This window comes from Selenomonas ruminantium subsp. lactilytica TAM6421, from assembly GCF_000284095.1.
Classification (GTDB): Bacteria; Bacillota; Negativicutes; order Selenomonadales; family Selenomonadaceae; genus Selenomonas_A; species Selenomonas_A lactilytica.
Genome location: NC_017068.1, coordinates 1,463,649 through 1,487,272 on the forward strand (window position 1 = coordinate 1,463,649; position 23,624 = coordinate 1,487,272).

At 44.3% G+C, this 23,624-nt stretch carries 20 protein-coding genes and 1 pseudogene; 19 read left to right on the forward strand and 2 right to left on the reverse strand.

Annotated elements, in window-relative coordinates; genetic code table 11:
* Positions 1-14: 14 nt before the first annotated feature.
* The 5 genes from SELR_RS07090 (at position 15) to SELR_RS07110 (ending at position 7,129) form a co-directional block, all read left to right on the forward strand.
* Positions 15-3,452, forward strand: a complete 3,438-nt coding sequence (locus SELR_RS07090) for an ATP-binding protein (protein ID WP_014424532.1) — start codon at positions 15-17, stop codon at positions 3,450-3,452.
* Positions 3,453-3,465: 13 nt separating this feature from the next.
* Positions 3,466-4,374: a hypothetical protein gene (locus SELR_RS07095; RefSeq protein ID WP_014424533.1), complete on the forward strand. Its 909-nt coding sequence runs from the start codon at positions 3,466-3,468 to the stop codon at positions 4,372-4,374.
* A 12-nt stretch (positions 4,375-4,386) separates the two neighbouring features.
* A complete protein-coding gene (locus tag SELR_RS07100) occupies positions 4,387-5,271 on the forward strand; it encodes a hypothetical protein (protein WP_014424534.1) in 885 nt (294 codons plus the stop codon).
* Between the two features lie 14 nt (positions 5,272-5,285).
* Positions 5,286-5,633 (forward strand): hypothetical protein, encoded by a 348-nt coding sequence (locus tag SELR_RS07105; protein WP_014424535.1) that lies wholly within the window; start codon positions 5,286-5,288, stop codon positions 5,631-5,633.
* A 257-nt stretch (positions 5,634-5,890) separates the two neighbouring features.
* Positions 5,891-7,129 (forward strand): IS256 family transposase, encoded by a 1,239-nt coding sequence (locus SELR_RS07110; RefSeq protein WP_014424536.1) that lies wholly within the window; start codon positions 5,891-5,893, stop codon positions 7,127-7,129.
* Between the two features lie 131 nt (positions 7,130-7,260).
* Here the strand turns inward: SELR_RS07110 and SELR_RS17735 are convergent, their stop codons facing one another.
* Positions 7,261-10,263 carry a MobA/MobL family protein gene (locus SELR_RS17735; RefSeq protein ID WP_050992754.1) on the reverse strand — a complete coding sequence of 1,001 codons (3,003 nt, stop codon included), beginning with the start codon at positions 10,261-10,263 and terminating at the stop codon, positions 7,261-7,263.
* Between the two features lie 284 nt (positions 10,264-10,547).
* Here SELR_RS17735 and SELR_RS07120 point away from each other — a divergent pair, with 284 nt between their 5' ends.
* From SELR_RS07120 to SELR_RS07175, 13 genes and pseudogenes are all read left to right on the forward strand, one after another.
* Positions 10,548-10,796, forward strand: coding sequence for a hypothetical protein (locus tag SELR_RS07120; protein ID WP_014424539.1), 249 nt, complete (start codon positions 10,548-10,550; stop codon positions 10,794-10,796).
* 3 nt (positions 10,797-10,799) lie between these two features.
* Positions 10,800-11,174, forward strand: a complete 375-nt coding sequence (locus SELR_RS07125; RefSeq protein ID WP_014424540.1) for a hypothetical protein — start codon at positions 10,800-10,802, stop codon at positions 11,172-11,174.
* Positions 11,171-13,456: a DNA topoisomerase 3 gene (locus SELR_RS07130; protein ID WP_014424541.1), complete on the forward strand. Its 2,286-nt coding sequence runs from the start codon at positions 11,171-11,173 to the stop codon at positions 13,454-13,456. The genes SELR_RS07125 and SELR_RS07130 overlap by 4 nt, the downstream gene beginning before the upstream one ends.
* A 215-nt stretch (positions 13,457-13,671) precedes the next feature.
* Positions 13,672-14,019 carry a sigma factor-like helix-turn-helix DNA-binding protein gene (locus SELR_RS17740; RefSeq protein ID WP_014424542.1) on the forward strand — a complete coding sequence of 116 codons (348 nt, stop codon included), beginning with the start codon at positions 13,672-13,674 and terminating at the stop codon, positions 14,017-14,019.
* Positions 14,016-14,321, forward strand: coding sequence for a hypothetical protein (locus SELR_RS07140; RefSeq protein WP_158645786.1), 306 nt, complete (start codon positions 14,016-14,018; stop codon positions 14,319-14,321). Before SELR_RS17740 ends, SELR_RS07140 begins: the two co-directional genes overlap by 4 nt.
* An 18-nt stretch (positions 14,322-14,339) precedes the next feature.
* On the forward strand, positions 14,340-14,534 hold the full coding sequence (locus SELR_RS07145) for a hypothetical protein (RefSeq protein WP_014424544.1): 195 nt from the start codon (positions 14,340-14,342) through the stop codon (positions 14,532-14,534).
* Positions 14,535-14,635: 101 nt separating this feature from the next.
* The gene (locus SELR_RS07150) at positions 14,636-16,495 is read left to right on the forward strand and encodes a recombinase family protein (RefSeq protein ID WP_050992755.1); all 1,860 of its coding nucleotides are present in this window, start codon (positions 14,636-14,638) and stop codon (positions 16,493-16,495) included.
* Positions 16,496-16,499: 4 nt separating this feature from the next.
* Positions 16,500-18,665 (forward strand): recombinase family protein, encoded by a 2,166-nt coding sequence (locus SELR_RS18320; RefSeq protein ID WP_014424546.1) that lies wholly within the window; start codon positions 16,500-16,502, stop codon positions 18,663-18,665.
* Positions 18,553-19,773: pseudogene (locus SELR_RS07160) on the forward strand (SLC13 family permease); the annotation flags it as partial. The gene SELR_RS18320 and the pseudogene SELR_RS07160, both read left to right, overlap by 113 nt.
* 95 nt (positions 19,774-19,868) lie before the next feature.
* Positions 19,869-20,582 carry a YczE/YyaS/YitT family protein gene (locus tag SELR_RS07165; RefSeq protein ID WP_014424548.1) on the forward strand — a complete coding sequence of 238 codons (714 nt, stop codon included), beginning with the start codon at positions 19,869-19,871 and terminating at the stop codon, positions 20,580-20,582.
* A 241-nt stretch (positions 20,583-20,823) separates the two neighbouring features.
* A complete protein-coding gene (locus SELR_RS07170) occupies positions 20,824-21,384 on the forward strand; it encodes an HD domain-containing protein (protein WP_014424549.1) in 561 nt (186 codons plus the stop codon).
* 105 nt (positions 21,385-21,489) lie between these two features.
* Positions 21,490-21,633, forward strand: coding sequence for a hypothetical protein (locus tag SELR_RS18840; RefSeq protein ID WP_158645787.1), 144 nt, complete (start codon positions 21,490-21,492; stop codon positions 21,631-21,633).
* Complete coding sequence (locus SELR_RS07175; RefSeq protein WP_014424550.1) at positions 21,614-22,480, forward strand: IS256 family transposase; 867 nt, start codon at positions 21,614-21,616, stop codon at positions 22,478-22,480. Before SELR_RS18840 ends, SELR_RS07175 begins: the two co-directional genes overlap by 20 nt.
* A gap of 261 nt (positions 22,481-22,741) precedes the next feature.
* Here the strand turns inward: SELR_RS07175 and SELR_RS07185 are convergent, their stop codons facing one another.
* Positions 22,742-23,131 carry a nitrous oxide-stimulated promoter family protein gene (locus tag SELR_RS07185; protein WP_014424551.1) on the reverse strand — a complete coding sequence of 130 codons (390 nt, stop codon included), beginning with the start codon at positions 23,129-23,131 and terminating at the stop codon, positions 22,742-22,744.
* Between the two features lie 225 nt (positions 23,132-23,356).
* Between SELR_RS07185 and SELR_RS07190 the strand changes: the two genes are divergently transcribed.
* The gene (locus SELR_RS07190; RefSeq protein WP_014424552.1) at positions 23,357-23,617 is read left to right on the forward strand and encodes a transposase; all 261 of its coding nucleotides are present in this window, start codon (positions 23,357-23,359) and stop codon (positions 23,615-23,617) included.
* Positions 23,618-23,624: the final 7 nt, after the last annotated feature.

Below are 23,624 nucleotides of genomic sequence, written 5' to 3' on the forward strand. Positions count from 1 at the left end.
GGAGGAATTGATAAATGGCTGATTTTAGTAAGATAAATGAAACTGTTTCCCAGTCAGTTATCAAATCAAAACGGGATTTAGAAAATTCTCTACACGACCAAAAGTTAAAAAAAGAAGCAGACTATTCCTTGCTTAAAAAACTCGGCAACAGACCGGATAAATTAGTGAATAAGAAATACCAGTGGCAAGGAGAAAATATCAGCTTCGACATCGATGATTTTTGGCTTTGCCAAGTGGACGAGATTACTTTCGTCGATAAAGCACCGCAAAAAGAGGGCGTGGAAAATATACTGGGGACATTTCGTGGCTTGCGTGGCTTCAATTTTGTTTATATGATTTTGGGGTCGCCTGAAAAAACCTGCTTTTATCTCGGCGTAGCAAAAGATAAAGTACACGCCGGTCGAGGAAATTTCAGTGTCGAAGAAGTGGGCGAAAAGCTTTTGCGCCCTGCTATACAAGGCAATTTTCGTGGGTGTAAATTGAAAACCGTAACAGATGAATCTGATGAGGGCAAGACAGGTATGCTCAGCAAATCAGACATTCTTGCCAGACTGCATAATCAGGACTTTCATGTGAGCATGATGGACGGCGTGCCAAGCGTGAACGTATCTAATAACCATACATCTGGCGGCAAGGAGAATTTTCAAAGTATTGACCGTTTGGTGGATGTTATGCAGGGCTGTTATTTTGGAGTGGTAGTCATAGCACGTCCATGTAGTGCCAGGGAAGCGGATGAGCTTGGAAAAAATTTATATACTGCCGTAAATTCTTTAAGTCCTATAACAAAATACTCCTTACAATACGCCAAAAACATCAATTTGGCACATAATGACAACAGCGCCTTGAGCACTAGCAAACAAAATTCGCATACTACCCAGAAGTCGCAATCTGACAGTTACTCACATACAGAGGGGCACAGCTCTGATTACAGACGTGATATAGCCAAACAGATAGCAAAGTCTTGTAATGATACTTCCTCAAGTCAATTTGCCCATAACAAGTCCTATGGCTATAGCCGCGATGTCGGTAATGGCGGCAAAGACAGGGAGGATATGCATCAAACTGCTGATGACAATAATCATTCAGTACAAAAATCCACTGGAAACAATTATAATTTTAGCACCAATGAAAATAACTCCCAATCTAAATCGGAAAATAACCAGCACAGCGACAGCCACAGTAAGAGTGACTCTACAGGCCTAACTATCTCTAGTAACGATCAGCTGTCATTTACCGAGTCAAGCACGGAAAACTCTTCACTCAGCGAGCAGTTGGAAATTGAATCTAAGGCGGCTGCCGACTGGCTGAAGTACATAGATGAGGTATTGCTACCCAGATTGGATAATGGTAACGGCAAAGGGATATTTAACGTATGCACTTATCTGTTTGCCGAAAGCGAGATTTCACTTAAGCGTCTTTCAAATACGGCGATTTCGTTATACAGTGGCCCAACTGGCAATAAAGCTGCCCTGCGGTCCATAAGGTTTGATCAGTCGCAGCGAAATTCGGGATGTAACAAACTTTTAAGCAATTTTCAGATACCTGCCGCCATCGTTGACCATAGCCATACACCTTACGAAACCTTAATCTCCATGATTACCGGGAAAAACAGTGCCAACCAGGAAATTTTCTTTTGTGGGAGTTGGATGTCTGCCAATGAGTTAGGCTTGATGACTGGCTTCCCTCAACGGGAGATTATTGGCCTCAAGCTGCGTGAGGAAGTAGAATTTGGACTTAATAGTACCAATGTAAAGTTGGAAAACCGCATAGACTTAGGGCACATGGTACAATGCGGGCGAGAAATAGATACTGTGCGCATTTCCCTTGACAAGACTGAGCTGGATAAGCACACATTTATAGCTGGTGTAACAGGCAGCGGCAAGACCACTACCTGTCAAAATATTTTAATAGCTTGCCAGATACCATTCTTAGTTGTTGAGCCGGCAAAAACTGAGTATCGAGCATTGAACAATCACCCTGAATTGCGAGATAAGGGAATAATTTATTTTACGCCGGGCAAACAGGGCGTTGCTCCTTTCTTCCTTAATCCTTTTGAATTGTTCCCTGGCGAGGAAATAAGCTCGCGGGCAGATATGCTGAAAGCCACATTCGAGGCATCTTTTGAGATGGAGGCAGCCATTCCGCAAATTATGGGAACAGCAATATATACTGCTTACGAGAACAAAGGCTGGAACACATCAACAACTACTTGGCAGAATAAGGCTGCCGATGCACCTGATGGGCCATTTGCAGATGGTGTATATGCTTTTCCTACGCTCAGCGATTTCAAGATTGCCGTAAAGAAAGTCATTGAAAAACAAGGCTTTGACGATCGTCTGCGCGAGGAATATCTTGGTTCTATTAATGCCCGCATCGAAAGCCTGATGATTGGAGCCAAGGGGCAAATGCTAAATACTCCTCGGTCAATTGATTTTAGGGATTTGGTAACTAAGCGGGTGGTCATAGAGCTAGAAGAAATCAAGAGCGGTTCAGAAAAATCCCTTATCATGGGCTTATTAATGACAAATTTACTGCAGGCAGTAAAAATCAAAAATAAGGAATTCAAAAAGGAAAAAAAGCAATTCCGTCATATAACCTTAGTCGAAGAAGCCCATCGTCTTCTTAGTCGCTATATGCCTGGTGATAATCGCAACCAAAAACAGGGCGTGGAAGTATTTTCCGATATGCTGGCGGAAGTGCGTAAATATGGTGAGTCACTGATAATCGTTGACCAAATTCCCGATAAAATGACACCAGAGGTACTAAAAAATACCAATACTAAAATCGTGCATAAACTGTTTGCCAAGGACGATAAGGATGCTATTGGTAATACCATGTCATTGTCCGATGAACAAAAAAACTTCCTTTCCAATCTGCCACCAGGACGCGCCGTTGTATTTTCTCAAGGCTGGGACAAGGCTGTGCAAGTGCAAGTGGATAAGAAAAGCAATACAAGCGACAATGATATCGACGAGGAAGAAATATATCAACGGTCACTTCGCTATTACGCTTCGCCGGAGGTGGCACGTCGTGGGGTAGTTCCCGGTTTGCAAGACATTCCTGCCAATCAGCTTACACCTGAAATAGCTGGCATGATGTTATGGCTGCGACAGCAAAGTTATCAGTGGCTAGATGAATGGAAAGAGCGTGTAATTTCGTTATTACCGCTCGTTCCTTCTGAGCCGGTCTGTGACAATATATCCTTACAGAGAAAGGAGGTTAGGATAATCGAAGGAATACGTGAAGCATTGAGTAAAATAAGTTCGGAGCAAATGACAAAGTATATTTATAATAGTTTCAAGGATATTGTTTTTGATGAGGATAGTTTTTTTGTCAAAACTGAGGAACTGCTATTGGATTTAAGAGACTTAACTAAACCCAAGGATGGTATAAAAATATTACGTGATTACAATGCCAGTTTGAAAAATGAGGATATCTGCAAATTATTTTAGGAGGGAAAAAGCAATGGGATGGCTCAGTAGTTTTGTCGGTGGGATAGCTTCCGGCATTGGCAAAATTGTATCTTGTGTATCTTCTGCGGTCTCGGTGGCGGCAAATGGTGTTTTCAAAGTAGCCAGTGCCGCCGTATCATCGCTAGCTTCAGTGGGGGGCTTTATAGGAAACGTAGCTGCCGGAGCAGGCAAGATTTTAAGCATGGCTTCTTCTTTTTTGGCCGGTCCCTTGGGCCCAATATTGGGACCGATTATCGGCCAGTTAGTTATTCAGGCAATTGGCAAAGCAATGGCTTGGGTAGCAAAAAAAATCGGTCTCATTAAGGAGAACGATGAAGTGGAAGAGGTCGGCTATCGTATTGAAGAGGCCGCTAAACATGAAGACTGGGAAACGCGTGAGGCCTTTGGTTCATTTGCAGAATACCACGATTATCTCAGGGAGAAAATTCCGTCCAGTGCCATCGATCGTCATAAACTTGAGCAAAATCGCTTAGGTTATATAAGTTTGGGTATAAGCGCTTTAAAAGATGGTGTGGGAGCAAAGTTTGGCTTGGATATGCCTATTGATTTTTTGCTGGAAATCGGCAAGTGCCGCTTAGAAGGCAATGAGCTGAATGCTTTGCTGGTGGAATTTAGTGCTAAGGGATATGATCTTTCTATGTTCAGGCGTTTCTTGCAAGGTGAATTAAGTGGTGATATGCGTCGTACCGTAGAGGACAGCATTTTGACGGCCTTAAAGACAGTATATCCTGAAAAAAATACTGAAGACTTGAGGTTGCAAATATCGTCGATGCGCAACGTAAGCCGTGATGATGCAAGCATAGTGGAAAATTATAAACCTGAACTGGAAGAATTGCTCAAGAAGGACAAGTCACAACAAACGGAGCAGGATTTGCCCAGGTTAATTGATACACAGAAATGAGGATGGTAAATTATGTTGGGGATAGATAAACACTCAATGGGAAATATTGTCGAAAAAACAGGGATTTTGCAGTCAGCTGAAAAACTGGGAGGCTGGATAGTCAAAAAAGGGCTAGCAAAAGCGATACCGCTGGCGGGAAAACTGGCAACCCAAGGTGGTATGCTAGGCAAAATCGGGCTCGGGTGTACAAAATTCTTAGGGGGGGCAGCCGGTTTTATGGCCGGTCCATTAGGTCCCATTGTAGGCGAAATTGTGGGGCAGCTTGTGATTTATGCCGCCACTAATGCACTCACCCAAGTGGCCAAAAAGCTTAACCTAATCTCCGTAGATGATAAAGCTGAGGAAATTGGTTATCGTCTGGAAGTTGCCAGCCAGCATAATGAGTGGAAATGTCGGGAAGATTTCGCCACTTTTGGCGAATATTACGACTACCTGCGCCAGCAAGTGCCAGATGAAACCATTGATCCTACAAAGCTACATGATGATAGGCTGTACTATACGGCCATGGGCGGAAATGCCCTCAGGCTAGGCATAGCCGAGCATTATCATATGGACATTCCCATCGATATGCTGATCGAAATTGGCCGTTGTCACTTGGACGGTGATTCACTCCAGGAGATAATGGAGCGATTTTCTGCCGAGGGGTATAATCTGGGCAAGTTTCGAGAATATTTGCAAGGTGAGTTGAAAGGGATTGAGAGAAGTAAAGTAGAGCAGTATATAGCCGAGTCACTGATGAAAGTCTATCCGGAATACAGTCCAGAACAATTGACGAATAAATTACGTGAGATGCGCAATGCTTCCCGCGACGAACGCTTTTTGGAAAGCACGATTTATAAACAAGTAATAGAGTCTATTCGAGAGCAGAATAATACAGTCGATAGCCTCAACTCATAAAAGGAGCTGGGAAAATGGCTGACAAGAAAATCTGGGAAAAAATATCTGCGGACATCAAGCAGACACAAAAAAAATGTCATCAAGAAATGGTCAACATTGACCTCAGCCTTGACAAGACCTTTGCCGATCCAGAACAATATGGAAAGATAAAGTTAGGAGATGATCCGGGCATTACTGGGCTTAATCTAGCCATAAGAAAGCATAAAGATGCCAAAGACAACTTTAATAAATTATTTATCGATAGAGCTAAACAGTATAATGCCTGCAAAAGTGACATAAAAAATGAAGCATTAAAAATAAATAATTATTTTCAGGAGTCGAGGCAATTAGCACAAAAATATGGCCTGCGCGTAGAGCATTGAAAGCAAGTTAAAGCCACTAATTATTATTTAGCTGCTTATGGTTCCAAATTATTTCCTATATTTATAAGAGCAACTTATATTGAAGATAGTATGTAAGAGTGTTTTTTAGCATATATGAATAGGGAGAGAATTTATCTTCTTAGAAATAATATGTACTCTGATGTCTTCAGATTGGGGTCAGATGGGAGTCTATCCCGGATTTTGTGTAAACCTCCCCAGTGATGTAAAATAGGAGCATCACTTGGGGAGGTTTTATCATGAGCAGAAAAACACGCAGTCCAGAAGAGCAGGCTCGCAGAGCAAAGATTCGGGAGTTGTTGCAGGCAAGCAACATTGGCAGTATGGAGGACATCCAGAACTTGTTCAGGGAAACCATTGCCGAATTTATGGAAAACGGCCTTGAAACCGAGATGGATGAAACTCTTGGCTATGGTAAGTACGACTATAAGAACAAAGATACCGACAATAGCCGCAATGGGCATAGCAAAAAGAACCTTCGCACCAGCTTTGGTGAAGTTGAAGTCTCTGTCCCTAGAGACCGCAAGGGAGAGTTCGACCCGCAGCTCATCAAAAAGAACCAGACCAGCATAAGTCAGGACATTGAGGAGAAGATTTTCTCCATGTATGCCAAAGGCATGACTACCAGTGATATTGAATCCCACGTTCGTGACATATATGGTATTGAGGTGTCAGACACCACCATTAGCCGCATCACAGACAAAATACTGCCGATTGCCAGAGAGTGGCAGCAACGTCCACTGGAAAGCCTTTATGCCGTAGTGTTTATGGATGCCATTCATTACCATGTTCGCAGTGAGGGGCAAATTGTCAAGAAAGCCGTATATATCGCCATTGGCATTGACATGGACGGACACAAAGATGTACTGGGGATGTGGGTAGGCGAGAACGAAAGTGCCAAATTCTGGGCCAACATCCTAAACAGTCTCAGGAACCGTGGTGTAGAAGACATCCTCATTGCCTGCACGGACAACCTGACGGGCTTCTCAGCAGCCATAGAGGCGGTTTTCCCACAGACAGATATACAAAACTGCATTATCCACCAATTGCGAAATTCCAGCAAATATGTCAGCTACAAAGACCTCAAGGCACTTATGGCTGATTTGAAGGAGGTTTACGCAGCGGTAGATGAGCCATCTGCCCTGGCTGCATTGGAGCGATTTTCGGAGCGTTGGGATAAGAAATATCCCAAGATTTCCCAATCTTGGCAGGATAACTGGGCTAATTTGAGCACCTACTTTAAATTTCCCAAGGAGCTAAGAAAGTTGATTTACACCACTAATACTATTGAAGGCTTTAACCGCCAACTACGGAAAGTGACAAAAGCCAAATCTGTATTCCCGACAGATGACAGCTTGCTGAAGATGCTTTATCTGGCCATGATGGATATTACAAGGAAATGGACAGGACGCCGCCAAGACTGGAGCCTTATCCATGCCCAGCTTGCCATTTATTTCGACGGGAGAATTCCGGAATAAAAAATGCCTGCACTACCAAGAATCTCTTGGTGTGCAGACAAAGGATTTCTATACTTCGATATAGAAAGAAAAAAATACTATACCTGTTTTACATTGCTACAGGGAGTTTACACAGAATTTGGGACAGCCTCTCAGATGGCAATTTCTGACTGTGCCTCACGTTCAGTTTCATCCATAGCTGTAAAATCACGATTATCCTGCTGATTCAACATCACAGATAGTCCGCCATCGGCAGAATGGTGTGGCTTAACCAAGGAATGTGCTACATCTTCCATACACCGACGGGCAGAAGTACCGCCGGTGTTTTCTTTATGAATTTTGATTGGTCGCTCCAGGATGAGTCCTGCCTTAATTGCAGCCTTCATATTGGTAATAGCACTTAAACGTCGTTGCAATTGTTGAATGGATTTGCTGAGCTCATCTACCTTGGCAACATTGGTTTTGTTTTTCTGTATAATCCTGGCAGCAGTATGGGCAATAGAGGATTTGGCCGCAGGAGTACTGCACTTCTGTTCCAACCGAGATTGCATTTTCTCCAGCCTAGCCTGCTTGTGCGCAAAGTCTTGCTGACGCTGCTGCAATGTGTCTTCCATAGACTTTACGTGGGACATTGCTTCGTTGTAGGCATCACTGCTCTGATACCATTTTGGCTTAGGCATAGTAGCAAAATCTGCTTGAGCAGAGGCGTATTCATTGGCTGCTGCACTTATGCGGTCAGATTCTTTTTGCAGATTGCGCATATCCAGACGCAATTGTTTGTCAGCGCCGTTAAGGTACCGTGATTTGGCAATGAGGGTTGCCCTTTCTGGGGAAATAAGTCTTTTCTTCAGATTATCAAGCTCAGAGATTTTCTGTCGCAACGTTCTCTTCAGGCAGCGTTCTTCGTTGTCAAGGTAATGACTGATATCCTTGCTGGTAAAGGCTCCTGCACCGCTACCAGAAAGAAAATTACCTATGTGGCCAATGATTTCCTTGTCCATTTCGTTCTGAAGGAGTTGCGTATCCTGATTGAGTTTTTGGATAAGATGCCAGTACTCTTGTTGCTGTGGTTTGTCTGCCCTGAGAATTTCTTGGGAAATACTGGCAAGCTGCTTTTGCACTTCTTGTGCAGTAAGCCGTGCCTGTATTTCATCATATTTAGCACTAAGTAAATTCTGACGTTCCTGCTGATGTAGAATATCTTCTGTGAGGCACTGGATAATATCATCAGAAGCCGCAGATGTTCCAGATTCCAGCAATGAGGTGCGCAGAGTTTTTAGCTCATCCTGTTTTAGGGTGAGCTTTTTTTGTGCCCGGATAATGGCAAGGTCGGATGCTGGCAGTAAATGTGCTATAGCCATATCATGAGCAGTTTCTTTAGAAATCATAACTTTTTCTAGCGCAAGGAGTGCTTGATAATCACTGTTTACCCTGTCTTTTAGTGTTGCAAGCTCAGAGGAGCGGTGAACTGCATTATTAAAGTGGAGCTCGTGATCGGCAAAAGCCTTGCTGGCATTGTCCTTTGCATTTTGGGCAAAAGACGCCCCGTGTTCAACCTTCAGATTATCAATCATGGAGGAAAGCTGACTGCGCTGAAATTTATAAGCCCGATACTCCATGAGGTTGATTACCTTGGTGTTATGCTTATCCGCAGCAAGAGCAGGTCCCAGATGTTCTTCAGGCAAGCGGTTAAGAAGCAGGGCGGCATCCAGGTCGCCTTTTTTTAATGCGTCCTCGTATTGTGCCTTTAGTGAGCGGTGGTCAACCTGGGCATTTACATTATATTTTTTGAGCACTGAATTTTGGATTTCAGCGAAGTCACGGCGCATTTCGCAAAGGTAGCGGGCACGGTTCTTATTGTTCCACTTGCCTGCCTTGGGGCAGCCGCCTCGTTCCGGATGTTTGGAATTGGCACGATGAAAGAAAAGCTCAGCAGAGCGCTCAGCCTTTTTTTCCACATCGTCCATTTCCCGCTCGGAAAACATGATATGAACATGCGTATTGTGCTCGCCGTTACTCATTATGCCAATCTTGTCATGGATGGCATAGGCGTAATAGTGATCCTTCAGGTGATGTTCAATGAAGGTGTCGATGATTTCTTTTTGGGCAGCCGTATTAAGCTCATTAGGCAGGGCAAATTCAATTTCCCGGTAGCGGGTACCGTTGGCCCGTTCGTATTTGTCAGCGGCGGCAAAAAAAGCTTTAGGGTTATTGTTTGCCCATTTAGGCAGATGATGTGCGGTATAGATACAGCCTCCCTTGGCAGTGAATGATTCCCGGCGGTTGATGTAATCAGAATGTCTGGAGGCAGGCGTGATACCATCGGCCTGTGCCAAAATACGGGCAGCCATAGCATCTATTTTTCTTCGGGTACCCCAACGGAAGTCCCGTCGCATTGTATCAGGGCACTGGGTTCCTGACTGTTCCATGCTGATTGCATGGTTAGGCGGCAATAGCATTCCAGGATTTCTGTGGTTCTCATCCATATCGCGTTGAAGCAATACGCGCAGGGGAGTTCTTTGGGAGGCCGGTCTTTTTCGGGCAGTTGGTTCAAGGTGGGGGAGATGTACAGTCTGGCTGATTCCTCCTGCAGACTGCTCTGGATAGCTTTGTCCAGTTCTTCCTCGGTCATATCCATTGTCTGATTGGCGGATGTGTTCTGTTCCATGATGATTTTCCTCCAAAAGTTTTTGATAGTTTTTGTTGATGACATGACTGGCAAATTGGACGGGATAATCCATATCCTGTCCGGCCCGGAGCATGGATGTTACTTCATTGAGCGGCCCGGAAAGGTCTAGTTCATTCCCGTACCTGTGTTTGGCAAGTGCCAGTGCTATCTGCTTGGTTTCCTGGCTGGCTCCGTCCGTATATTCGAGGCCGTCAGTGGTTTCAATAATACTGCCATAGACGCTCTTATAAAGATATTTCGCATCCTTATTTTGGTGCAAGGATGCTGGACGTGACTGGCGCAAGGTTTTGGCAAGCTTTGCTGGACGTAAGAGGCAACCGGATAGAACCTGCGCATCCAGTTCACGCTTGAAGTCGATATTCTGAAAAGAGCCATCCCGGTTGATGTAGTCAGCATGAGTGGCGGCAGAGATAGATGTTTTGTCTGGCTTTTGGTCTACCTTGATGGTGAAATGATAGCTGGCCATGGCAGGGATGCTCCTTTCTGGGCATGGGGCTATGGTGCTTAACTGCGCAGCAGTTCAACGAGTGAACACGAGTGGCGGTGGTAATTATGGCCGCATAGCGGCTATCCGAGTTTCTGCGCCCAGGGCTCTGCCATGGGCGAGAAACTCCTAAGTGCGCCTTTTCATTTATCTTAGCCTAATTATAGCCCAAGGGAGGCTTTGAAAATTCCCAGTTTATCCCTATTAAGGGTTAGTGGCCACTGGATGTATCTGCTGTGATAGAATCCATAGCAGGAGGCGATGTTATGGGGGTACCAGAGGTAAAGAAAAAGATTGAAGAGCTCCGGGAAGAAATTCAAAGGCTGGACAAGGAAGACCGAAGAAATCTGGCTTATATGGAATCTTCACGGAAGAAGGCACAGAAAAGGGCAATATTTTTGAAGAAATTGGCCGCAGGCAGTGTGCTGGAGGAGGCCGGTATCTTGGATAACTATGATGTGGCTGCCTTAAAGAAAATGCTGGTGGAACATAGAGAAGAAATTACAGGGGGATGAATAATGGCTGAAATGGAAGATATGTTAAAGAAGCTGGAACGGGTATCCGGACGGCACAGCAGGATAAAAGAAAAAATTGAAGCGCTGAAGCAGCAGCTTATGGAAGAAGAAAAATCCATGCAGCGGGAAAAGGACAAGGTTAATGGCAAGTGGATGAAAAAGTTTGCGGCTTTAGCAGAAAATAAGGGCTTGCAGGTGTTTGATCTTGATCCGGCTAAGATTATTGAACTGGTCGCTGCTGCTCCAGAAGATTTCTATGTATCTGGAAAAGGCTGCGGAGATAACGGTCAGAGAGCAGAGTCAAAAGAAGACCTGACAGATAGCAAAGTTGTTCCGGAAGTCAATAAGATTCCCGGATTCCAAAAGGAGGAGCCATGAGTCATAGATTGTTTATTGCGGAAAAGCCGTCCTTAGCCAGGGAACTTGCGAAAGGTCTGGGAGATGGAAACAATAAGGATGGCTATATCGAGGTAGGGAATGACGTGGTGACATGGGAGTATGGCCATCTGCTGGAAAATTATGCTCCTGAAGATTATGACGAAAAGTATAAAGTGTGGCGCAGCGAGGATCTGCCCATTGTGCCGACTCACTGGCAGATGAAGATCCGCCGTGATGGTGCAAAACAGGTCAAGGTTATAAAGAAGCTCCTGGCAGAAACGGATATCGTAGTTAATGGCGGAGATCCAGATCGGGAAGGGCAGCTATTAGTGGATGAACTACTGGAGTATCTGGGAAATACAAAGCCGGTGCAAAGAATCCTGATAAATGCTCTGGATGAAAAGTCGGTAAAGCAGGCGTTGGCTGATTTACGGGATAACAAGGATTTTGCGGGACTTAAGGAATCAGCAAGAGCCCGCAGTTACGCAGATTGGCTGGTGGGAACGAATTTAAGCAGAGCATATACCATTGCAGGAAGAAATGCGGGCTTTCAGGATGCTATTCGGATTGGCCGGGTAAAAACGCCCACCATGTCTCTGGTGGTTCGACGTGAAGAGGAAATCAGAACGCATAAGCCGGTTAATTACTATGAGCTTCAGATAGAATGGCAGTATAAAGATTCAACGATCCTGTCGGTCTGGCAGCCGGATGAGTCGGCTATAGATGATAATTATGATTTGGAAAATCGTCTGCTGAAACAGGAAGTGGCAGTAGACATCCGGGATAAAATTGCATCAGCTGGTGAAGCAGGTGTGGTTACGCGCCGGGAAGATAAAGTAAAACAGGAATTGCCGCTGCTGCCATATTCGCTTTCGGCATTGCAGGTCGCTGCCGGGAAAAAATATGGCTATGAGCCCCAGACTGTCCTGAAAGCAATGCAGGAGCTCTATGAAAAAAAGCTGACTACCTATCCCCGGTCGGATTGCGCATATCTGCCAGAGAATCAGCTGGCTGATGTGGATGAGATTATGGAAAACCTTGCTGGCATTTCTGGGCTTGAGAAATATTGCAGGGAGGCAAATACCAGTCTGCGCAGCAGAGCATGGAATGACAGTAAGATATCGGCTCACCATGCAATAGTGCCCACCAGGGAAAAGGCAGATCTTTCTCAGCTTAGTGATATAGAGCAAAACTTATACAAGATGGTGGCTAAAGCCTATGTGGCCCAATTCTATGAGGCGTATAAGTACAATGCGGCCAAAATTCATATCGAATGTGCTGGGGAAACTTTTGTGGCGATAGGCAAGCAGGTCATACAGCAGGGATGGAAGGTTCTGTATAGTCAAGAAAAATTGGAGAAGGATGTCCAGACTGGTGATGAGGAAGTAGCGGAAAAGACTTTGCCAGATATTAGTGAAGGAGAATCAACCGCATTTAAGGATGGCCATGTTTTGAGCAAGGTCACGAAGCCTCCCCAGAGATTCACGCCGTCTACGCTATTGCAGGCGATGAAGGAAATACATAAGCACGCCAGAGATAAAGAAGCTGTTTCCAAGCTGAAATCTGTTTCGGGGATTGGCACGGAAGCTACGCGGGCCGGGATTATTGACTCCCTGATTACTTCCGGCTTGCTGAAGAAGGAGAAAAAGTACCTGGTACCATCTGAGATGGCGGAATCTATGGTGAAATTCCTGCCGGATGAGCTGACTTGGCCGGATATGACTGCAGAATGGGAAAATAGTCTGGAAGAAATAAGGGAAGGACGGCTGACTGTAAATGAATTTATAAATGGCAAGGCGGATACAGTAGCTGCATGCGTGGAGGCATCAGCTATCCTGCATCTGCAGCCTATGTCGGAATCTGTAAAATGCCCGTCATGTGGAAAGGTTATGATGCGCCGTAAGGGAAAAAAAGGATTTTTCTGGGGATGTTCTGGGTATCCTGAGTGTAAACAAACCTTTCCAGATAAAAAGGGTAAACCGGATTTGGAGGCAAAAGCCGGGAAAAAACTTACGGGCAAAAGTTGGGTTTGTCCGAAATGTGGCAAGGTATTACGGCAGATAGATGGAGCTAATGGAAAGTTTTGGGCTTGTGAAGACCGACAGGGGTGCGGAGCTAAATTTGCAGATTACAAGGATGCACCAATTATTATGAAGTGTACTGCTTGTGGTGAGGGCTATATGAGGATGGTCAAAGGGAAGAAAGGTACATTCTGGTCATGCGACAGGTATCCGGAGTGCAAAAATATTATGGAGGATGCAGGCGGCAGGCCGAAGACGTAATCGGATAATTATATATGTTGAGTGCAGAGCCATGGTCTTGGATGGAGACCATGGCTTTTTTTAGTTTCAAACAAAGGGGCACCATGGGGATTTGGTAGCAAAAACGCAGGATAACAATTTTTTAATAAAAAATGCGCAGTTTTTGAGGCTAAAATCACTATTCAATTATTGAAGGATGTTTTAGAAGTTACCAAATGCATAACAGGAGGTGCCTTATGAAGATTGAAAATCCGCATTATTTCTATGGAAGAAAAATTATATGGAATGCGTATCGTGCCATATTGCGGGAAGAGAGGCAAAAGTATATGGAACAGAGGGAGATGATAGAACGGCTGGGGGCAAGGCTGCTGGGAGATAAAAGTAAGTCGTTTACCAGTGTGGAGATAGTAGATACCTTCAATCAACTGGATGAAAAACAACGCAAGCTGCTGCAGATGCGGTATGTCTATGGTTTTTCTGTCAAGGAATTGGCGGCTTACTACAATGTGCATCCATCAAGGATTTCTCATAGGCTCACAGAAAGCCGGAAAGCCTTCAAAAAGTTATGGGACGGTGATCGTTGATGGATGACTGGTCATTATATGAAGATAATCAGGACTTGCTGACAGAGGAATTGATTATGGCGGTGCAGGCGGGTAATAGAAAGGCAGAGTGGAAGTTGCTTCTGATTTTCAAAAGTGAGATTATCCGTGCCTGCAGTAAGGCTGCAAGAATATTGAGGGAAGAGTGTGGCAGGCCCAATAATGGGCCGGAGCCGGACTGGATGATCAGGATGGAGAAGGCACTGATCAAGGGATATCGGTCATCCTTCAGGCTTGACTATTGGGATGAGGATAACTTCATTGAGAAGTTTGAGCGACAATAATTATGGAGGGCAAGTATAATGGATAAACATATTACAGATGAGGCTGCATCCAAGCAGGGTATTGAAAGGGAAGCGGGGAAGAATGCTGTGGAGTATGCAAAGCAGATGGCATGGTTGATATCCCTGCGAAAACTGGAGTACATAACGGAAGAAGAGTATAACGAAGCGCACAAGCGCCTTAACATCAAATATCATCAGCCCCATAAATTCTAAGGGGCTGAATCATTAAAAGAAAATATATCTCAATGGTGTTGCATATCATTTTTGTACCATGTATACTAAATGTAGGCATGGTACAAAAATGAAAGGGGGGGATGGAAGTGGATGTTCAAGTCATAGAATCATCGAAGAAGACCAGCGACGGTAGGGCCACAGAATATACGAAAATATATCATGTTGCAGCCTATTGCCGTGTCAGTACTGATGAGCTGGAGCAAAAAAACAGTTATGAATCGCAAATAAACTACTATAGGCAGAAAATAGCTGAGCACAAAGACTGGAAATTAGTAGATATTTACGCAGATGAGGCCATATCTGGAACCCAGACTGAAAAACGGACAGGATTTCAAAAAATGATTGATGCCTGCCGTGCTGGGCTGGTAGATCTCATCATTACCAAATCGATTTCCAGATTTGCCAGAAATACACAGGATGTGCTGAAATATGTGCGGGAATTGCAGGACAGGCATATTGCAGTCATATTTGAAGAGGAAAATATAAATACTCTTCGCATGGATGGGGAGCTCCTGCTTTCCATCCTCAGTGCAGTGTACCAGCAGGAAGTAGAAAATATATCAGCACATGTCAAGAAAGGACTTAGAATGAAGATGCTACGTGGTGAGTTGGTTGGCTACGCAGCTTGTTTGGGTTTTGATTATGATATTAAGACCAAGCAGCTTAGCATAAATGAAAAGGAGGCCGATATTGTCCGTTTCATATTCAAACGATATCTTGAAGGTGTCGGCGGGAGCAGAATAGCCAAAGAATTGGAAGCCATGGGTGTAAAAACTAAGCGTGGCAGCAGCAACTGGGCTGTATCTACAGTGAACAACATCATAAAGAATGAAAAATATATTGGTGAAATAGTTCAGGGTAAGACCTATACGGCTAATCCCATAACCAAGAAGCGTCGCAAAAATAATGGTGAGCTGGATTCATACCGGACAAGAGAACATCATCCGGCGATCATTAGTAAGGAAGATTTTAATTTGGCTCAGGAAATCCGTACTGGACGCGGGGCTGCTCAGAACTCTAGTGAAGTAGGGGCTATTCCCCGGTTTGGCAGAAGATATGCCTTCAGTCACATGGTTGAATGTGGTTTCTGCGGGGAAAAATACGTCCGGCGTAATTGGCATAGCAGAACTACATATGCAAAGTTTGTGTGGCAATGTGGTGGAACCACAAGAGAGGGGCGAAAAAAATGTCCTTGTAGCCGGGCAGTATCAGAGACAGAGTTGGAGCAGGCATTTGTAACCAGTTACAACTCTGTAAATACAGCTGATAATAATGAAACAATGGTTATCTTTGAGGATCTGATGAGGGAAGTCATTACCAGAAAGGAAAAAGGGCAGACCAAGAGCCAGATCGAAAATAGTATTGCGGCGGTACAGAAGAAGATTGATATGCTTCTGGATATGCATCTGAATAAAATGATTGCAGAAGATGATTATGGCAAGAAGTATAAGATGCTCAGAGAAGAGCTGGATAAGCTGGTCAATAAGAAGAAAGACGTGGATACGTTGAAAATGGCCACTATGACACCGCAACAACGTTTAAAGAAGTTTCGGGAGGTATTGACTTCCAATCCGAATCTGATGGAATTTAACAGGGAGCTATTCGAGGCTGTAATCAAAAAGGTCACGATCGGCAAAATCAATGAAAATGGCGATCCGGAACCGCACGTTGTAAGATTTGAGTATGTTCATGGTGTTGTGGATGAAGTGATGGTTCAGGGGACTGGCAGGAACGCCAAGACAACAGCAGACGAAGATGTTGTCAGAATGGTTCATGAAGAAAGAGCCGGTTATGGAATGGCGGAGCAGCTTACAGGCATGCAAAGACAGTCGCTGGATTCTATGCTGAGCAATGGAGTGATCGATAAAAGATTGTACAATAAAACAGCAAAAAGGCTTATCGGGGTGAATAAGGTGACAGCCAGCTTGTCCGGGGGGTGAGTGCATGGCTGAGACGGAAGTCATTAAGGCGCATAATTTTCATGATAAGCATCCAAAAGCGCTGCGGAGAGTGGCGGCATATTGCAGAGTCAGTACAGACTCTGAGGAGCAGGCTACCAGCTATAAATCTCAGATTGTCTATTATAGTGAGAAAATCAGGAACACACCAGGGTGGCTGTTAGCGGGGGTTTATGCAGATGAAGGGATAAGCGGAACTTCATTTGATAAGCGTAAAGAGTTCAAAAGGATGATTGAGGACTGTCTGGCAGGCAAGATTGATATGGTGCTTACCAAATCCTTATCAAGGTTTTCTAGAAATACAGAAGATATCATAAAGTATGTCAGGATGCTCAGAGAAAAGGCCATTCCTATAATCTTTGAAGAAGAGCATATAAATACTTGCTCGATGGATGGAGAACTAATGTTGACCATTCTGGGTGCAATTTATCAGCAGGAAATACATAATACGTCTAGTCATGTTAGGTTAGGCTTGAAAATGAAGATGAGACGTGGGGAGCCGATTGGTAGCATTAAGGTTTACGGTTATAATTATGACAAAGTTACTAAGAAACTGACCATAAATAATCAAGAGGCGAAAGTGGTAAGATTTATCTTTCAAAAGTATGCAGAAGGTCTAGGCGCTTTAAGAATATGCAGAGAATTGGAAAGATGTGGGATAAAGGCTCCAAAAGCTGAGTTTTGGTCACCACCGGTGATAATGAGTACTATAAAAAATGTGAAATATCGCGGAGACTTACTTTTAGGAAAGATGTATACACGGGATCCCATCAGTCAAAAGCAGATTTCTAATTTTGGTGAAAGAGAAAAGTACTATGTGAGGAACCATCATGAGGCTATTGTAGAGCCGGAACTATTTGATAAAGTGCAGGAAATTTTGCGAAAAAGAAGAAAACAGAACAAAATAGATAGAGTAACGGGGAAACACATAGAGAGAAAACCAAGAGAGAGTAAACAAGGGGAAGTATTCGTAAAAAAAATTTATTGTGCTGAATGCGGTAAGACATTCATCAAGAAACGCCGTATGAGGCGGTCTAGAAAAAATGTATTGATAAAATGGCAATGCTATGGTTTTGCATATCATGGAAATAACTGTCGGAATACTAGAGCATGGGACAATTCATGGATAGAAAAAGCTTTCGTTGAGAGCTTTAATCTGCTTTGTCGTACGGGAGAGGTATCCATTGGTAGCTTCCTCGATATGATGAAAACAGTACTCTGTAAAAAGGAGCAGGAACGTAAATCACTCGGAAAAAATATAAAATCTCAAATAAGTGTAATGCAAAAGCAGATGGATGATTTGCTTAGTTGTAGGTTAGACGGCAGTATAAATGAACAGGTATTTAGCGTAAAATATGAGTCCTTAAGAAAAAAATTGGATAAAGCAAATGTCGAAGCAAAAATGATTGCATCGCAGGTTGCCAGAGAAAACGGTTTGACAGCAAGGATAAAAGATCTTCAGACAAAACTGAGGCAATCAGGTCCGTTGGATAAATTTGATGCAAAAATATTTGATTCTGTAGTTGAAAGAGCTCTAATTGGCAGGGATGGTGATACAGAATATATTACGTTTATATATCGTAATGGTGAGGAAAACAGCTTCAATCTCGAAAAGTTTCAGAAAGCTGTCGAACTCAAAAGACAATTGAATATGGTATCTGCTCATTACAAGAAGGAAAAGTCAGTGTCTTGTGCATCAATGTACTCAGCAGTGTCAAAACAAGGTATGGATTTGTTACCACTGGATGACAAACAAGGCAATGGTCAATGTGCTCATGAGAAAAACAGAACTGATATGACGGATAGTGTGACTACGGAGGACGGAGTGGAATATTCTTCCAAACCCATAAATAAAGGGAATACACATTCAGAAGCGTATGAAAAATGCTCCATGCGTAGTGTAAATTCTTTATTACACTATGATATGAGTACCAAGGATGATATGTCATCCCCCCTTGACATGGAAGGGATGATGATGACTCCTAAAATGGCTGAAAAAAAATGCTCCATGCGTAGTGTAAACACCGGACAAGGTGCTTGGCACTTCCGGAGCACTGAAGATGGCCATGTCCGGTTTTTCCAGTCCTGCCCTGGCCCTGGTAGGGGCAGCCCTCTTTATCTCAGCGGCTATGATGAAGACGGGGCTGGATAAGCGGCTGGCTCTCTTTATCCTATCGAAGATTGGTGCCAAGACAAAAAATGTTTTGGCTGGAGTTATTCTCGTGGGCTTTATTCTGAGCTTCTTTGTGCCCAGCACTACAGCCCGTGTATCCTGCATGGTGCCTATTGTCATGGGCATTATTGCGGCCTTTGGCGTACCTTTGAAGAGCCGTTTCTCAGCGGTGATGATGATTGCTATCGCCCAGGCTGACAGCATCTGGAATGTGGGCATCAAGACGGCGGCGGCGCAGAATATGATTGCGCTGGAATTTATCGAAAAGCAGCTGGGGACGACAATCAGCTGGTTGGACTGGTTTATTACGGCAGCTCCCTTTGCAGCCATTATGAGCGTGGTGCTCTATTTCCTGCTCTTGAAGCTGGTGCCGCCGGAAATGGATGAGATTGAGGGCGGTCAGGAGACTGTTGCCCGGGAATTGAAGGAACTGGGCCCTATGACCTGGAGCGAAAAAAAGCTTATGATTATTTCCATGTTGCTGCTGTTCCTGTGGTCCACGGAAAAGATCCTGCATAACTTTGACACTTCATCCACCACCATGGCTGCCATTACTTTGATGATGCTGCCAGGTATTGGCATCATGAACTGGAAGGAAGCCCAGGCCAAGATTGGCTGGGGCACCTTGGTGCTCTTTGGCGTGGGTATTAGCCTGGGGTCGGCTGTGCTTTCCACCAAGGCGGCCACCTGGATCGCCCATGTGATTGTCAATGTCTTTGGCCTCTATTACACCTCGTCGTTTATGATCATCGCCATCCTGGCGCTTTTCCTCATTGTGATCCATCTGGGCTTTGCCAGCGCCACAGCTTTGGCAGCGGCCATGATTCCCATTGTGATCTCGGTGCTGCAGGGAGCGGCGGAGTATTCCCATCTAAATGTGGTGGGGATGACGCTTATTCTGCAATATGTAATCTGTTTTGGCTTTATCCTGCCGGTGAATGCCCCACAGAATATGGTGGCCTTCGGTACGGAAACCTTTGAAGCCAGAACCTTCATCAAGACCGGTATTCCCTTGACCATCATCGCTTACAGCCTGATCATGCTGATGGCTGCAACCTATTGGAAATGGTTAGGTATAATCATCTGACAGGCATGCGGAGGCATATATTCATGAAAATGGCGGTGGTTTGACTTTCCTTTGTGTCAGCTCTATACTATCTAACGTAGGAGGAGATGGTGTAGATGTCTATGGTGTTACGTTATTTTTTGTTCGTTGTTGCAGTTATCGTACAGGCGTCTGGGATAGCACTGGTGGTTAAGAGTATGCTGGGAACTTCACCTATTTCCAGCCTGCCATATGTCATTAGTCTGGCATCGCCATTTACATTGGGGCAGATGACCTTTTCGATTAACATGCTGCTGGTACTGGGGCAGTACTTGTTGCTCCGCAGAGCTTTTGATAATATCCAGTTTCTGCAAATTCCGGTGACGTTGATATTCTCCTGGTTTATTGATTTTTTCATGGATGCATGGGCGTGGATCGTTCCTACAAATTACGTATTCCAGCTATTGCCTTTGCTTATTGGCACCACTTTGATAGCCTTTGGCGTAGCTGTCCAGGGAATTGCCAATGTACTGATGCTTCCCGGCGAAGGAATAGTATATGCTGTATCCCGGCATTTCCGCATTGAATTCGGCAAGGTGAAAACAGCCAATGATGTCAGCCTTGTGTCACTAGCCGCTGTGATTTCGTTGATATATCTTGATGGAATTGAAGGCATACGGGAAGGCACACTGATATCGGCCTTGATTACGGGAACTATAGCGAGACATTTCCTTAAACATCTGAGCAAGGTGGATGGAAGTGGTAATTTGGTATTCCATCCGCATTGGCGGGAGAAAAATAAGGATATGCAGGATGGTCCAGAGCAGAAGATAAGCCTGGAAAATGGATGAAGTCCTGAATCTTGGCATCAAAAAAGCCCATTCTGAGGGTGATTGAATCACTCCGGGATGGGCTTTGCTATTGTATATCAGGCCTTGATGAACTCCAAAACATCCTAAAAATAATACTCAACTATTTTACATAAAATCAGTTGCTTTCGCAAGTTTTACGATATCGCTGCATTACTACAGCAGCATCATTTTTGACATCTGTTGTCTGTTTATCTATACTGAAGGAAAAGGGGGAATTTTGATGAGCAAACTTACATTGGATAGAGCCAAGGAGATCCTGGCAAAACATACTACGGAGGAACATCTGTTCCATCATGCTGCTGCTGTCAGTGCGGCCATGGGAGCCATGGCAGAAGCCTATGGGGAAGATAAAGATTATTGGGCTGCTATTGGCTGGCTTCATGATGTGGATTATGAAAAGTTCCCGGATGAGCATTGCCATCATGTGCGGGAATTGTTAGCGCCAGAAGGTGTGGATGAGGAAGACATTAAAGCCATTATCACTCATGGATATGAAATCACGACAGATGAGGCAGAGCCGGTAAACAATCTGGAAAAAAGTCTCTTTGCAGTGGATGAACTTACGGGTATCATACAGGCATATGCACTCATGCGCCCAGAAAAGATGGAAGGCATGGCTGTTAAATCTCTGAAAAAGAAATATAAAGACAAGCGGTTCGCTGCCAAGTGTAACCGGGAAATCATTGATAAGGGCGTCGAAAAACTGGGGATGGAGCTCAGTGAGGTTATGAGCCACTGCATTAAGGGCATGACTGAACATAGCGATGAGATAGGTCTGTAATAGCGGGGGGAAGCTCTGACTTTAGCTGTTTTATTCGGATAATCGAAAACGGGGAATATCGTGATCTGCCGATCATTGCTGAAAACTTAGGCCCTGATAATTATAATGCAAGCATCGTCTGAACAGATAGAGATAATAAAAGCATCACAGGAACTACAGCCGGGACAGGTTATGAAGATTGATGCCTGTGCCGGTTCCGGCAAGACCACCACACTGGTGGCAGTGGCCAATGCGCATGACTACCAGTGACATTGAATCACATGTCCGTGACATATATGGCATCGATGTGTCGGATACCACCATCAGCCGCATCACAGACAAAATACTGCCCATTGCCAGAGAGTGGCAGCAGCGTCCACTGGAAAGCCTTTATGCTGTAGTATTTATGGATGCCATCCATTACCATGTCCGCAGTGAGGGTCAGATCGTCAAGAAAGCCGTATATATCGCCATTGGCATTGACATGGACGGACATAAGGATGTACTGGGGATGTGGGTAGGCGAGAACGAAAGTGCCAAATTCTGGGCCAATATCCTGAACAGTCTTAGAAACCGCGGCGTAGAAGACATCCTCATTGCCTGCACGGACAACCTGACAGGCTTCGCAGCAGCCATTGAGGCGGTTTTCCCTCAGACAGATATACAGAACTGCATTATCCACCAATTGCGTAATTCCAGCAAATATGTCAGCTACAAAGACCTCAAGGCTCTTATGGCTGATTTGAAGGCGGTTTACGCTGCGGTAGACGAGCCCTCTGCCCTGGCTGCATTGGAGCGATTTTCAGAGCGTTGGGATAAGAAATATCCCAAGATTTCCCAATCCTGGCAGGATAACTGGGCCAATTTGAGCACCTACTTCAAATTCCCCACGGAGCTGAGAAAGTTGATTTACACCACCAATACCATTGAAGGCTTTAACCGCCAATTACGGAAAGTGACAAAAGCCAAGTCCGTATTCCCCACGGATGACAGCCTGCTGAAGATGCTCTATTTGGCCATGATGGATATTACCAGAAAATGGACAGGACGCCGCCAGGACTGGAGCCTTATTCATGCCCAGCTTGCCATTTATTTTGATGGGAGGATTCCGGAATAAAAAATGTCTGCACTGCCAAGAATTTCTTGACGTGCAGACAAAAGGGTTTCTATACTTCGATATAGAAAGAGAAAATATACTATCCCTGTTTTACATTACTACAGGGAGTTTACACAGAATTTGGGACAGCCTCGACGCTAACTTGCTAGCTAAGTATGGTGTTCCTACGGCTCGGTTCATTGAATTTGGCCTCGTAGCTGCAAAGATATATCTGTTGGGCTAATCCCTAGCAGATAAAGCTTCTATTTTGCTATTAGCAATCTAGGAGCTTTTTTCTTTTGCCCTAGCGCTAACCATTTCTTCCTTATCACGTAATCCATGCCGGGTACGCCATTCAATAAAGATATGACGAAGAGCCATTACTGGATGATGCCATAACATCCTTGGCCCGCCATAGCGCATCATTTCCTGAATCTGCGCAGCTTCTTCTTTGCCATAGCAGTGAATCGGGCAGACGCTGCAAAAGGTCTTGATATCCATGCGAGGGCATTTATTTAGTTTATCCAGAGCGTAGTCAGCTATCTTACGGCAATTAGGACACAAATCTTTACCGTTGGCTCGTAGGTGATTATGGCCTCTGCAATATATTTTGATGATTTCCAGTACAGTCTGTGTTTCTTCTTGCCGTCGTTTTTCAATATCTATGGACACCAGAACACTCTCCTTAATCTATTTCATATTGCTATTTTATCAGCAACCAAAGTATAACACCACCGCAAATGTTACTTTGGTTTTTATTTTTTTACGGTAATTTTTCTACAAAATGTATAAAACAGGTGGAGTTAGAATATAAATAGTACAAGTCAAAATGAGAAATCCTAAATGAGCCCATAACATGGTACAATGTACGTACCTAATCTTGAGGAGGATTTCAGAATGGCTAAACAACATGACAAACAGTTTAAACTTGACGCAATTCAATATTATGAAGATCATAAGGAGCTTGGCTTGCGTGGCTGCGCCAATAACCTTGGCATCGGTTACAGCACTTTGACCAAGTGGCGGAAAGAACTTCGTGACTCCGGCAACTACGAATCAGATGAGCAGAAAGAAATTGCCAGATTACGCCGTGAATTGCGGGATACGAAAGACGCACTTGACGTGTTAAAAAAAGCTATCAGCATTCTGGGAAAATAACAGAGGC

Coding starts and splice junctions, on each gene's coding strand:
- SELR_RS07170 (WP_014424549.1), top strand. CDS start 20,824: ATGAGCAAACTTACATTGGATAGAGCCAAGGAGATCCTGGCAAAACAT.
- SELR_RS07175 (WP_014424550.1), top strand. CDS start 21,614: ATGCGCATGACTACCAGTGACATTGAATCACATGTCCGTGACATATAT.
- SELR_RS07125 (WP_014424540.1), top strand. CDS start 10,800: ATGGCTGAAATGGAAGATATGTTAAAGAAGCTGGAACGGGTATCCGGA.
- SELR_RS07095 (WP_014424533.1), top strand. CDS start 3,466: ATGGGATGGCTCAGTAGTTTTGTCGGTGGGATAGCTTCCGGCATTGGC.
- SELR_RS17740 (WP_014424542.1), top strand. CDS start 13,672: ATGAAGATTGAAAATCCGCATTATTTCTATGGAAGAAAAATTATATGG.
- SELR_RS18840 (WP_158645787.1), top strand. CDS start 21,490: ATGCAAGCATCGTCTGAACAGATAGAGATAATAAAAGCATCACAGGAA.
- SELR_RS07145 (WP_014424544.1), top strand. CDS start 14,340: ATGGATAAACATATTACAGATGAGGCTGCATCCAAGCAGGGTATTGAA.
- SELR_RS07130 (WP_014424541.1), top strand. CDS start 11,171: ATGAGTCATAGATTGTTTATTGCGGAAAAGCCGTCCTTAGCCAGGGAA.
- SELR_RS07190 (WP_014424552.1), top strand. CDS start 23,357: ATGGCTAAACAACATGACAAACAGTTTAAACTTGACGCAATTCAATAT.
- SELR_RS07090 (WP_014424532.1), top strand. CDS start 15: ATGGCTGATTTTAGTAAGATAAATGAAACTGTTTCCCAGTCAGTTATC.
- SELR_RS17735 (WP_050992754.1), bottom strand. CDS start 10,263: ATGGCCAGCTATCATTTCACCATCAAGGTAGACCAAAAGCCAGACAAA.
- SELR_RS07165 (WP_014424548.1), top strand. CDS start 19,869: ATGTCTATGGTGTTACGTTATTTTTTGTTCGTTGTTGCAGTTATCGTA.
- SELR_RS07150 (WP_050992755.1), top strand. CDS start 14,636: ATGGAAGTGGATGTTCAAGTCATAGAATCATCGAAGAAGACCAGCGAC.
- SELR_RS18320 (WP_014424546.1), top strand. CDS start 16,500: ATGGCTGAGACGGAAGTCATTAAGGCGCATAATTTTCATGATAAGCAT.
- SELR_RS07120 (WP_014424539.1), top strand. CDS start 10,548: ATGGGGGTACCAGAGGTAAAGAAAAAGATTGAAGAGCTCCGGGAAGAA.
- SELR_RS07100 (WP_014424534.1), top strand. CDS start 4,387: ATGTTGGGGATAGATAAACACTCAATGGGAAATATTGTCGAAAAAACA.
- SELR_RS07105 (WP_014424535.1), top strand. CDS start 5,286: ATGGCTGACAAGAAAATCTGGGAAAAAATATCTGCGGACATCAAGCAG.
- SELR_RS07110 (WP_014424536.1), top strand. CDS start 5,891: ATGAGCAGAAAAACACGCAGTCCAGAAGAGCAGGCTCGCAGAGCAAAG.